Consider the following 12,052-nt stretch of genomic DNA (forward strand, 5'->3'; position numbering starts at 1 on the left):
AAGGGCACAGTGCCCCGTGATATCGCTCCGGTCGGTGAGCTCGGCCGGAGCGTAAGGGAATCGAGCCGGTCACCATTTGAGGCCGGCTCTCCTGTTGCCAGGGAGGCTAATTGACGGTGAGTGTTTTTGTAAGGAATCTGGTTGCAAGCAAATGGACTAGTCACCTGCTTGCAGGTATTGTTGTCCTGGAAATTGCGCATATGTTGAGTGGCGCATTAATTATCGCAAGCTTGGCTCAGTTGCTGTTGGTATTGTTTCTTTTGTTGGGATGGCCTCGATTCAGTTCGATGGCGCGCCTCTTGGTTCTTGCCTGCATCCTAATGTCTCTTTTCGCCATTTGGTGGCTCCCTGCTCCTTGGGCAGTGCTGCATGAGGCGGCAGCTGGATTCGTTTTCCTCGCGGCGTTTATGACCGTACTGGCCTTATTGCGCCTCCCTGCCTATCGCTCAAAGCTAATTCATCGCTGTGGTCAGAGTCTGTTGATGCAGCCGCCGACCTGGCGTTATCCGATGCTCTCGTTGGGTTCCACATTGTTTGGCATCGTGCTGAATTTTGGCGTATTGAATCTGTTCATGTCGATGATTGACAAGGCCAATACCCTCGGCGCTGCTCAGGGGAGGGTGTGGGTGCAGGAAGTGCGTCGTCGTCGCATGTTGTTAGCAACCTTGCGAGGCTTCACCCTGGCGCCGCTGGTCTCACCGTTAGGTATCGGTGTCGCAGTGGTGTTGGGCAACCTGGAGTCGCTAACTTGGGGAGAACTGTTTCCCTATGTGCTAGCATCTGCCACCGTATTGTTTTTGCTGGGATGGGGCTGCGACCAGCTTGCAGGTCCGCGTCCAAGAGCCGTTAAAACTGCTCTTGAGCGCCCGTCGCTGATGCCTCTGGCGGCATTCAGCTTGCTGTTGCTGGCTCTGGTGATGTTGGTGTTTTTGCTTTCCGTACTACTTTCTGTGCGGTTGCCTCAGGCTGTATTGATCGGAGTACCGCTGGGAGCATGGGTGTGGCTGGCTTGGCAGTGCCGTGGTCTCGGAAGTGCCGGTGTAGGGCCGGCCACTGTCTTGCTTGCCCGCAGGTTGCCTAATGTGCTCGGTGGTATAGGTAATGAGGTTGTGGCGTTAGGCTCTGGCGCCTACCTTGGTTTTCTCAGTGTGTCACTGCTTGATCCTGCTCAGTTGGAAGGAGTGGCATCATTTCTGGCGTCTTTCGCAAGCTGGTTGCCGATACTGGTGTTGCTGCTGATCTTTATGCTTGCTCAAGTTGGGGTTAATCCAATCATCAGTGTCACATTTTTGACCAGTATGATTGCCCAAGTAGAACTCGAAGGTGTGTCGTTGCCACTGCTTGCCGCGGCCATGCTGACGGGCTGGTCATTAACAATGGTGTCGTCTCCGTTTACCGCGGCGATGATGATAATGTCAAGATTCACTGGCAAGACGGCGTTGCAGATTGGTCTGCGCTGGAACGGTATTTTTGTCGCGGCCTCTTTGTTGGCGGCTGCCGTGTTATTCCGTCTGGCTAGCTAAAGTCACGTGAAATTGAGATGTTCTTTGTAGTGGCGATTAAGGCTTGTTCACTATAAGTTGCAACGATATTGGGCTAGAGCGAAGGGGCGTGGCGATGGCGACGACGGCTCTGACATTCGATGCTTGGGGATGTCATGAATAGGTACCCATCTTTTGTTGCGTGGGCACCTGTCACTGTCCATGGTGTGGCTTGCAATAAAAAAGGTTGTGTAATTTAATATTATTACTATAGTGATTCATGTATGGGTCGCGAGGGTTGAGGTCATGAGTGAACTTTGGATATTTCTTGTCGGTATGTCGCCTGTTATCATTATTATGTTGTGTACGATCCTTGTTGGGTATTGCGAAGTGGTGAGGCGCCATAAGAGAAAAAAACATCCTGAGTCATAATAGAGGAATTAATGTTTTTTTTCGACCGTTAAAACTCCAGTTCCTGTGCCAACACTCGAAATGTGCTTGGGCGATACGAGATACCACACCCTACCGAGCTTTCCGACCACCTCACGAAGCATGATGCATCTCGGCTCGGGTCCGAGGTCAATCTGGAACAGCTCGACAGCTTCGTGGAGGATAAAGCGATGCTGGCAGAGAATTTGGAAAATCTTGTCAAGAAAGAACGCTTGGAAGGCCGTCAGGAAGCTAATCGTACAACTGCTCGCAACCTAATCAAATTAGGTGTGCTGAGCGACCTGCAGATTGCGGAGGCGACGTGCCTGACTATGGCAGATGTGTACATGCTGCGAGAAGAGGGTACGCATTGATCCCTGTGATTGGCTGACCGACCACCTCCCTTTCCCTCACTCGCTGATAAGTCCGCGACTCATGACGTTCTACATCAAGCCGTGGACTGAATGGACGCGATAATCCAGGATTACCGGTTTTCACCCGATTCTATATGCTCGACGCAATATCAAGACTCGTTGAAGGATGGAATCATCGCTCCGGACGCTGAGTTGTTGCCGATTCAGCTTCCAGAGCATGAGTATCAGGGCCGCGTCAATATATCTGAGTGGATGATCGACAGCGTGTGGGCATAATGCAAAAGTGTTGTGCCCGAGTGTCGGTGACCGATCCACTTGGCGACGACTTCGTAAAGGTTCCCCCGCTGGAGGGTCTCTTTGCCCTCAGCTGAGCAGAAGTGATCCAGGATCTCCTGACAGCGTTCGAGCTGAAATAACTCATCAAAACGATAGGCTAGGCGATCAGCGAAGTCATGGTGCTGGGCGGCATGTAGCCTCAGCAACACCCAGCTCACTGCTGCATGACGCAGGCTGTGGAAATCGATTCGCTTTCCTAACCCGTCCTTGAGGATGGGTAGGATGGCTTGACCAATCGCCTCCTTGCGGTAGGCATCCGGTTGTCCTCTGGGCCCGAACAGAGCGATATTGTCGAGCGGCACCTTGGGGCACTGACGACGGCGCTCTTGTATCCAGTCGTTCAGGATGGGAATGACGTCGCGGCATGCCAGTACGTGAAGAGGAATCCGGCGTCTGGCAGCAGGCGTTTTTCCACCTTTCACGATGATCCAACAGGCCGTTGTGCCCTCCATTGGCGCGATGTCAGGCGTCGCTTCACTCATGAAGTCGTCGGAAAACGTAACCCAGGGCTCGATCTGTATATCCTGAAGGGTCAGGCTTGCGACCTCGGATATGCGAAGTCCACCATAGCAGCCAAGTGCCATGATCAGTGCATACATCTGCTGAGTGGAGCCGGTGACACCGGCGTAGGTCAACTGCTTCCAGAGCAACTCGGCATCACGCGGCGAGATGATCTCCGTGCGCAGGGTGCTCATCGGAACGTCTATATTCGCCTGCGGTAAATGCAACCCCTCAAGTAGCCCCAGCTCGGTACAAAAGGCGAAGAATCGGCGGAGCAGCATCAGGGTGTCAGCGCGGGTGCTGGCCTCCAGGCGATTTTCGTGGAGCAAGGTAAGCTGAATGTCCTCTATGGTGTCATCATCCCACTCCTGCAAATCCAGGATGTCGGGGTTGTCGAGAATGCTCATGTGGCTAAGTCGTGACAGGTATGTCCTTACCGTCTTCCACTTGACGCTTTTCTGACAACAGAGCAGGTCATAGGCCCAGTCGAGGAGAAGGTGGACATAACTGGTGTCGGTGCTGGTCAGCCGGGTGACGTGGCGCTGGTAGCGAACGATAATACGCTCGACCTCCCGGCGGTGGGATGCTTTGGAGTAGGGCGTGCCGACCTCGGAGAGCACCGCATTGAGGCACTGATTGATGATGTTCTTTAACTGACGTGACCAATCCTCGGGTAACGACGCTTCCTGTCGCTCCCAGCTACCGGCTTCTCGTGTCAAGGCCTCCGGTGCTTGCACGACGACAGGCATCTTGACTCGGGTGGCATTGAGCGTGTCCGGCTCGTCCTGCCTTCGAGAGGTTCCCAGCAGCGTTCGCGTGGTGCTGGTGGGCAGGGGGTAGCGAGTCAGCAGGGTGGCCCATAGGGGAGGCACCTTGGCGAACACGGGGAGATAACGGGCCGCTCTTGCCAGGGCATACCAGGTCTGGCAGTGACGCGGGGTGAGCAGTGCCACGTCGCGTCGGGCGGCCTTTTGGTAGGCCTCAAAGGCCTTGTTCAGGCGTTGGCGCAGTGCCGCCTCACGCTTGGCCAAGGGTTTCAGGGCCTCCTGCTCCGAGAACAGCAGCAGCGTGTCAGGGGCTTGTGAGCGTGCCCGACGCCGGATGGCGCGCAGTGCCTGCCAAACGTCGTGCGGTACCCGCAGGGCATACCGCCCGACCTGCGGCAACTCGATCGGTTGGGTCGGGATCGACAGCCAGGTGTCCTGTGCCACCATGTCATGACGGAGCATGGCCAGCGTTGAGACGATGACGCGCTCTCCCATGCCCAGCCGCGCGCCCAGTGACAGGGCCAACGTCAATAGCCACCCATCGGGATGCTCGCTCTCACGACACCACGTCACGATACCTGAGCGGAGCGCCTTGGCTTCCTCGATGTCCTGTAATTGCTCGCCCCGCTGGGGCATCGCCGTCGGGCGATGTAGCGGCTGGGGCGTGGTGGGCAGGACATTGTGACAGTGGGGCAGCCCATTCAGCGCCTCGAGGACATCGGTCACGCGGCGCCGGCAATCTGCCAGTCGGTAGGACTGTCCCGCGGCCTTGCGAGTGTCACGGTAGGCCGAGACCAGTGCGTCGACATCGCCGCTCTTGAGGGCCAGGCAGCCGTTGGCTTGGTACGGCATGATCATGTCGAGCAGCCTCTCGGTCTCGTCACGCCTCGGCGCCCGGCATACCGTCGCGCCGAGGGAAACCAGCTGCCCCATCAGTAAGGGGGTCGATAGCGTCACTGCCATGGGGGTGTCTCCACATCCAGTACTCGGTACCCGGTGGCTTTCAGCCATGCACCGATAGGGTCTTGGCATGCCTTGTTCTGATGCAGCGGGGCGTTGGCGCGGGGGTGCGTCCGATCACGACCTATCCGGGCATGGCCGACCAGTGCATCCAGTTCCGCCTCCGGGATGGTGCGATACAGGGCGGTCGTTGTGCTATGCCGTGTCGCGTTATCGGCAGGCAGCAGCGCATCCATCCGGGGGGCCTCGTCGATCAGTCGGGACAACACCTGCCGGAGGTCGGCATGGCGAATCGCGCGCAGCTGACAGTGCGGCCGTCGGTGCTGCGTCAGAGAGAACCAGGTAGGCCCCTGTTGGTCGGGGCGCCGCTGATCCTCAATCGGGTACTCGTGTCGCGTCATCAACGCGAGCGTCTGCTCTACCAGCGCGCGGTGTGACTGCAGTTGTTGCATGATGCTGGCGTGAAGGGGAATGACGCGGCTCTCCGTGCCCCGGCGGGATCCCTTGTCACGGATCCAGGCGCGGGTGCCGGTGATGATGGTGTGTGTATTGGCCGAAGCGGGTCTTGCGCCCGTCGCCAACAGCCATCCGAGATAGGTATACGCGGTGACCAGCTGGACATATGCCACCACTGACGCGATGGGCAGGGGAGTTGGCGGTAGCCATATGTCCAGTGGCTCACGGGCCTGCGCGATGGCCTCTTGCAAGCGGGTCGTCCATGACTGCCAGGCCGAGGCGGTCAGGGCGCGACAGGAGCCGACAGGCTGGGCGCTGGCGGGCGCGGGCGGTGATGAGAGCGTCCGGATGCCGCAGCGGCTCATGCCGGCGTCGAACAGCTGTTGCAGTGAGGTGCCATCCAGCTGGCGGTAGGCGGCGGGTGCTGCATCGAGCATGCCGTACTGGCCTTTCAGCGTCAGCACCGCGTGGTTGTCGGGGGCCAGGGGACGCATGAGAAGCGCCGATGTTGCCGCAAGTCGCTCTGCCGTGGGGGTGATGCCAGGGGTATCACCAAAGGCGCGCCTCAGGTGGCGATTGAGGCGTGAGGTGCTGCCGGCCAGCGGCGTCTCTGAGGCGATGCTGAGCAGGGCGTCATTTAGGTCCTCGGGCAGACGCAGTGTCACCCACAGGTGAGCGGTGCTGCCATCCGGTGCCGGGCTGGGTCCATCCCGGAGCCGATAGCGCCAGGTGGCCGACGCCGGATGCCATTGCGGCGGGTCGGCTGGCGCGTCAGCGGTGGACTCGCTGTCATGAGGCGAGCGCTGCAGCGTGATCAGGCGACTGACGGGCATCCCCGTGACCAGTAACAGCCGAATCAGGACCCACTCGGCGGGAGGCAGAGGGAGGCTAAGGACCTGTTGGATTTGCCACGGCGTCAGTCGATGGACGTCCTCCTGAGTGGCCAATGTTTGGGTGGCAGCCATCTGCACCGCCTGGCGCGCCGCGCGGCGGTCGTCGGCGGGGGTCAGCTGCGAGGGGGTGGCGCGCTCGAGCACCGGGATGTCCAGATCCGGGGTATCGGCCGTATCCCGATGCGATGCCGTGTGGCGCGCGTACCGGTAGCCGCGTTCGCTCAGTTCCGAGCCGAGCGGCTCCCCGCCCGAGGCCCGCTCCATGCCGGGCGTCTCCGTGACCCGGCACTGTGGGGCGAGCGGTGCATCGGCAATCTGTTCACGGCGTGACACCTGGTAGGGGTTGAGTTGTCTGGGGCGCTGCGCGAGGCGGCCCGACCGCGGGTAACCGGAGAGGTCGTTACCGACACGCACGCCGGGCCGGCGGCGTTCCTCGTACAACTCAACGACGGTTTGGTATTGACGACTCGCTTCACGCCGCTGTGTCTGCATCACGGGGTGACCCATGATGCGGATGACGTCGTCATAGCGGTACAGGGGGATGCCATGCAGCTCGGCATCGTCCAACACCAGCACCAGGATATCGCGTACGTGCCGGACCTGAGTCGCATAGATGCCGGGAACGACGCCACGCACCACGGGGGTGAACCATTCCTGGAGCAGCTGTCTGGCGGTGAGCGCGCCCGCTTGCTGGCGATTGAGGAAGCGTGGCTGGCTGAGGGCGTACCAGAGCGGATACTGAGTCCCCGATGTGGTCCAGGGTGTCTCGGCGAGTGACGCCAGATTGGCGAACGTGTCGGTCAACGCTTCCGGTATCGACACCCCATGGTCCCTGGCATATAGCTCAGCGGCCTGCTGTAGATCGGGACGCGTGGGCGGGGGGAGCATCTCACTGATGATGCTCATGGCCAGGGTCAGCAGTGGTGGCGCCATCCCATGGGCATGGAAACACTGCTGATAACGCTCGATGATCCACTCAGGGGGTTGCGGCGATTTGTTCACTCAGGCTCTCCAGCCACCGATGAAGGAGGCCCTGGGTCTCCCCAGGGCATGGCGTTGTGATGCTTTGCGTTTCTTCGCTATCTGGCGCATTCACCACGGCATGATGTGGGCTATGGTTTCATGCGAATGCCCAGGTTCTTATGCATCAGCGCGGCGATATGGTGTTGATGCCGGGGAGTCGCGATGTCGTCGTCATCGTCAGGTTCATTGAAAGCGACGTCAGATGAAACCCTGGTCCGCATCACGGGATGACTGTCGTTGGCAGCCTCGTTGACAGCCTGGTGAGTGGTGCCGCTTTTCTCCTTGAGGATATGCGCCTTTTCCTCAGGGTTGTCCTTTGACATGACCGGCGGCTTTCTATCAGATATCTCGCTGGTTATCGGCAGCCTGCCTTCCTTTCTGAAGTCTGTGAGCTCGCGTTCAATGGTTCGACTGGAAAAGGTGTCATTGAACAGTTTTACAATGGCGCTGGGTTTGGTCATGTCTTCGCCAGGCAGCACGACATGGGTAATAAATTCCAGAAGCGGCTCATTGGCATACAGTGCCTTGAGACATGCCTGCCTCAGACGTTTTTGCTCGCCCTTTTCGTTGCTGCCGATACATGCGGGCACGATTTTGCGTAGATAGAATGACCAGAAGGCTTCCTCGCCGGGTTTCAGTGCCGAACGGTCGATGGTATAGCCGATGATGCTGCGCACGCCGGGTGGGCCGTATTGCTGGAGCTCACGCAATACAGGAGAAGGGTTGATCAGCTCCAACTCCGTGCCACCCCCATCCAGGAAGTATGGCGCTGTGTCGAGGGACACTGCCGTGGCCCCATAGGTTGAGGCCAGGGCGCGGATGTCCGCACAGTCGGTCATCTCAATGGCCCTCATGTCGACCTGCATGCACCAGGCGCTTTGATAGATCGGGCTTTTCGTGACTTGCATGTCGTTCTCCACCATGTGCCTACCCGATATAAGGGGCACGGCCTCGGGACAGGTGGCGAAGGCGCTTTCCCGACACGTGGCGGGCGCTCAGTGCGCCGCGGGGCAGGGTGGCCTTGGCAGGGTCCGGCGTATACCTAGCGTCTAGCAGGCGGTGGGTGCGAGGGTGGGCAGTGGTCATGTGGGTGTCCTGGTGATGTTGGTGTCCCTGTACACAGGGGTCATCGAGTCGGGTGTTGTGACGGCGTGACAGATTTTTTTCACGGAACATTCCCCGGACAGGACGCCAGCGCCTGGCCATGCAACGGGCCTGCTGGCTGGCTCACGCCGTCAGGTGAGCCAGGGCAGCAAGCGCAGGGGAGGGACACACGGTCACGAGGTGACGGTGGATGAGTGCATGGCATGGCAGCGGGACCTGGGGTCCATGCCGTCGTGGCTCATGGGTGGCGCTGGCAGACGTGATGACGCGCCCCGTGATCCCGTGGTCCGCTGCCGGCGAGTGGCAAGCGCCAGGGGAGGGGCTGGTCATGGGTCAGTGGCGCGGTGCCGCTCTGCCGTCGGCAAGGGGGCAGCGTCATGGCGCAATCGGCGCGGCGATGCCGACCCTGAACCGGTTGCCTGGCGCAGGGTGAGGCAGCCAGAGACAGCGAGCAGCGGTCCAAGGGCCTGTCCGATCCGACGTCATCACAAGAAGCGCGATGACGTGATCACAAGAAACGCGATGAAGTGGCGTGGCGAATGGCCATTGGCAGCCATTTGGCGGAAGACCTGGGCCCGCCAATTGGCGGGCCGAGTCCGCCAGATGGCGGTATTGGCCGTTTCGTCAATGGCCCCGCCACTTGGCGGAGAGGGGCCGTATATTGGCGAAAGCGAATTAGCTAACCCACTGATTACAGGGGAGTGTTGCGATAAGGGGCAAAATCACTGGCTGCCGGAAAGCGGCCTTTTCGTCAGTCCACACCACGCGGAGCGGTGGGCTAGTTCGCTCGAGACGCTCACCCTGTGCGAGCGATGGCTCGACAATGGGAAAAGCGTGAACGCAGACAGCCTACGCTATTCGCTCGTCTCAAGTTGAGAGGAGCGAATAGCGTGAGCAGAGCTGCGCGAGCTAAGAATCAGAATACCGTCGGAAGTCCGTGGCGAATGTCAGAGTGCATTCGACACGATCGCATCGCAAAAAGGGCTGTTGTGCAAAGAAGCATAAAATTGCACAAAGCGCATGAAGGATGTTGACGGTCTGGTGGGCAACTTCCCGGCCCAGGATGAGCCGAAAAGCGCGAGTCGAATGCTGTTTTTATGAATCGGCCAGCTACCGATCAACACTACGGATTTACCTACTCCACAGCTTTAGAGTAAACAGGTGGCATTGGCGATGTCAAGCCCTAGGAGGTGACCATGCAGGGCTATCGAGTTATTGTCAATTCCTGTGTATGGCCGGTCAGGCGGCAGCCCTGTCTGACTGATCGGTCAAGGGTTCACCATCCTGAAACTTGACGTTATTCACGACCAACTCCTTGCGGCCCTGTTCGGTGGCACGGATGATCACCAGCAGGCACAGGCGGTCATCCATACGCACGTTGCTGTAGACGCCGTCTGCCCACCAGTAGACGTAGCGCTGCTCTGATAGGCCCCGCTTTTGCCACTCGGCATGCTCGGCCTCCCACTGCTTCTTGAGCCGTGACACAGTGTTGGCCGAAAGTCCCTTGGCCTGGTCGCTCAGCAGGGCAGCCAGGGCCTCCTGGTAGTCACCGGTGGAGACCCCCTTCCGGTAGAGCCAGGGGATCAGCTCTTCGATGTTCCGGGCCCGCTTCAGGTAGGGCGGCAGCAGCGCGCTGCTGAAGGCAACCCCATCACCGCTGCGATCGCGGGTTTCATGTACCTGGTAGCGGTGATGGACTGGCACAGCCGCCGCGTCCTGTCGTGGCGGGTCTCCAATACGCTGGACACGGACTTCTGTGTCGATGCGCTAGAGGAGGCACTGGCACGTCACGGAACGCCCGAGATCTTCAATACCGAACAGGGGTGCCAGTTCACCAGCCAGGCCTTCACCGGCGTCCTGGAGGCTCACGGCGTCACCATCAGCATGGACGGTGTCAACGTCAGCGAAGGTTGTCCGGTTTGGGGCTACAGCCTGAAACGTTGGACGGCGCACACGCGCTACCTCGACGACAGCGGGTTGCCGATCGACAGTCATCGGGTGGAGAACCTGATTCGCCCCAAGGCGCTCGGACGTTCCAACTGGCTATTCGCTGGATCACTACGCAGTGGCCAGCGCGCCGCCAACATCATGAGCCTGATCCAGAGCGCCAAGCTGAATGGCCATGAGCCCTACGGCTACCTGAAGGGCGTGCCGGAACGGCTGCCGACCCAGACGGTCAGCCAGTTCCACGAGCTCCTGCCCCATCACTGGCAACAGCCCGCCTGATCATGCGACGGCGGCTATGTCCGAGGGCTATGCTTTTCAATGTTTGCGTCAATTTTTCGAGGGCGAAGATAGTATCTGGTCGATGGTGCAATGAGCAATTGGACGATAGACAAGGCATCAATTGGACGATACATTGTTACTCAAATGGACGATGAATGAGCCGCGACATGGTATTTCCTTATCTCCCTCGGCAAATTCGCGACCGAGTACTCGAATCTCTCGCCGACACGCCAGTGGTTTGCCTGCTGGGGCCACGGCAGGTGGGCAAGACGACGCTCGCCCAGCGCATCGACCCCGAGCGTAGTTATCTGAACCTTGATGACTCCACGCTGCTCGAAGCGGCGCAACAGGATCCGCTCGGATTTGTCGAGAGCCTGCCTGAACGCGTGATTCTTGACGAGGTGCAGCGGGCACCGGAGCTGTTGTTGGCGATCAAGACAGTGGTAGACCGTGATCGCCAACCAGGCCGCTTCCTGCTGACAGGCTCTGCGAACCTCCTTTTGTTGCCCAAGGCACAGGACTCCCTGGCTGGCCGCATGGAAGTCATCTACCTGCATCCATTGACCGAGCAGGAGAAGCGAGTCAGTGACTCGGCTCTTCTCAGCATGCTGGTGGAGGGAACGCTGAGGCCTAGGATGGTGCACGGATACCGTGCCTCTCTCTCCTGCGGCAGAGGTGCTATGTCAGGGCGGTTATACCGAGCCCAACCGTCGGTCGCCTCGTCGGGCTCGTCAATGGTATCGCCAATACCTCAATGCCATCGTGCAGCGCGACGTGCGCGATATCGCGGCCATTCAGGACGAAGACGGGATGCTTCGACTGATAGAGTTGTTAGCCTATCGCAAGGCTAGTCTGCTCAATGTCAGTAATCTGAGTAAGGAACTGGGGATGGAGCGCGCCACCATCACCAAGTACCTTGGCATCCTGGAACGCCTTTTCCTGATTCAGCAGCTCCCTGCCTGGCATCGCAATCATGCCAAACGGCTGATCAAGAGCCCCAAGCTTCACCTGGTCGATACCGGCCTTACCGCAGCACTGGGGCGCCTGAGTCCCGAGCAGTGGCTCACTGAGGCGGAACGCTTCGGCTCCCTGTTGGAAAGCCATGTGGTCGAGCAGTTGATCGCTCAGGCTTCCTGGGTCGAACCTGAGCTACGCTTTTCCCACTACCGAGACAAGGATCAGGTGGAGGTTGATCTGGTCATCGAGCGAGGTCAGGAGCTTTGGGGGGTGGAGGTCAAGCGCGCCGCCAGCGTCCAGGCCAAGGATGCCGCCGGCCTAGCCCGGCTTGCTGACCAGGCCGGTAAAAGCTTCCGTGGGGGTATGCTGATCTATACCGGCCGTCACTGCCTCAGGCTGCAGGTGCCAGGTTGCTTCGCGGTGCCGATCGGCATGCTATGGGGGGAGGAGCCAGGCAAGACCATCTCCAGCGAGACCGCGATGCAAATCTTGGCCGACCAGGCCCCGGAACCGCAGATGGGCAGCGGGAAATCTTGATATTTTTT

At 59.4% G+C, this 12,052-nt stretch carries 7 protein-coding genes and 3 pseudogenes; 5 read left to right on the plus strand and 5 right to left on the minus strand.

What is annotated here, in order from left to right; translation table 11 throughout:
- Positions 1-116: 116 nt before the first annotated feature.
- Positions 117-1,523 (plus strand): hypothetical protein, encoded by a 1,407-nt coding sequence (locus tag D1793_RS18075; protein ID WP_240407851.1) that lies wholly within the window; start codon positions 117-119, stop codon positions 1,521-1,523.
- A gap of 578 nt (positions 1,524-2,101) precedes the next feature.
- Complete coding sequence (locus D1793_RS19715; protein ID WP_205527573.1) at positions 2,102-2,284, plus strand: hypothetical protein; 183 nt, start codon at positions 2,102-2,104, stop codon at positions 2,282-2,284.
- A 224-nt stretch (positions 2,285-2,508) separates the two neighbouring features.
- Here the strand turns inward: D1793_RS19715 and D1793_RS18085 are convergent, their stop codons facing one another.
- The 4 genes and pseudogenes from D1793_RS18085 to D1793_RS18100 all read right to left on the minus strand — a co-directional run.
- On the minus strand, positions 2,509-4,851 hold the full coding sequence (locus D1793_RS18085) for a hypothetical protein (protein WP_119023367.1): 2,343 nt from the start codon (positions 4,849-4,851) through the stop codon (positions 2,509-2,511).
- Positions 4,842-7,199, minus strand: coding sequence for a hypothetical protein (locus tag D1793_RS18090; protein WP_119023368.1), 2,358 nt, complete (start codon positions 7,197-7,199; stop codon positions 4,842-4,844). Before D1793_RS18090 ends, D1793_RS18085 begins: the two co-directional genes overlap by 10 nt.
- Positions 7,200-7,309: 110 nt before the next feature.
- Positions 7,310-8,128, minus strand: coding sequence for a hypothetical protein (locus D1793_RS18095; protein ID WP_119023369.1), 819 nt, complete (start codon positions 8,126-8,128; stop codon positions 7,310-7,312).
- 1,501 nt (positions 8,129-9,629) lie between these two features.
- Positions 9,630-10,007 (minus strand): annotated as a pseudogene (locus tag D1793_RS18100) (transposase); the annotation flags it as partial.
- On the opposite strand from D1793_RS18100, the pseudogene D1793_RS18105 reads away from it, so the two are divergent.
- Positions 9,993-10,217 (plus strand): annotated as a pseudogene (locus D1793_RS18105) (DDE-type integrase/transposase/recombinase); the annotation flags it as partial. The pseudogenes D1793_RS18100 and D1793_RS18105 overlap by 15 nt on opposite strands.
- Positions 10,218-10,250: 33 nt before the next feature.
- Positions 10,251-10,550: pseudogene (locus D1793_RS18110) on the plus strand (transposase domain-containing protein); the annotation flags it as partial.
- Positions 10,551-10,690: 140 nt separating this feature from the next.
- Here the strand turns inward: D1793_RS18110 and D1793_RS19905 are convergent.
- Positions 10,691-11,107: a hypothetical protein gene (locus tag D1793_RS19905; protein WP_240407714.1), complete on the minus strand. Its 417-nt coding sequence runs from the start codon at positions 11,105-11,107 to the stop codon at positions 10,691-10,693.
- Between the two features lie 205 nt (positions 11,108-11,312).
- On the opposite strand from D1793_RS19905, the gene D1793_RS19725 reads away from it, so the two are divergent.
- Positions 11,313-12,044: a DUF4143 domain-containing protein gene (locus D1793_RS19725; RefSeq protein ID WP_240407715.1), complete on the plus strand. Its 732-nt coding sequence runs from the start codon at positions 11,313-11,315 to the stop codon at positions 12,042-12,044.
- Positions 12,045-12,052 lie beyond the last annotated feature (8 nt).

The sequence above is a fragment of the Halomonas sp. JS92-SW72 genome (assembly GCF_003547075.1).
In the GTDB taxonomy this organism is placed as follows: domain Bacteria; phylum Pseudomonadota; class Gammaproteobacteria; order Pseudomonadales; family Halomonadaceae; genus Halomonas; species Halomonas alkalicola.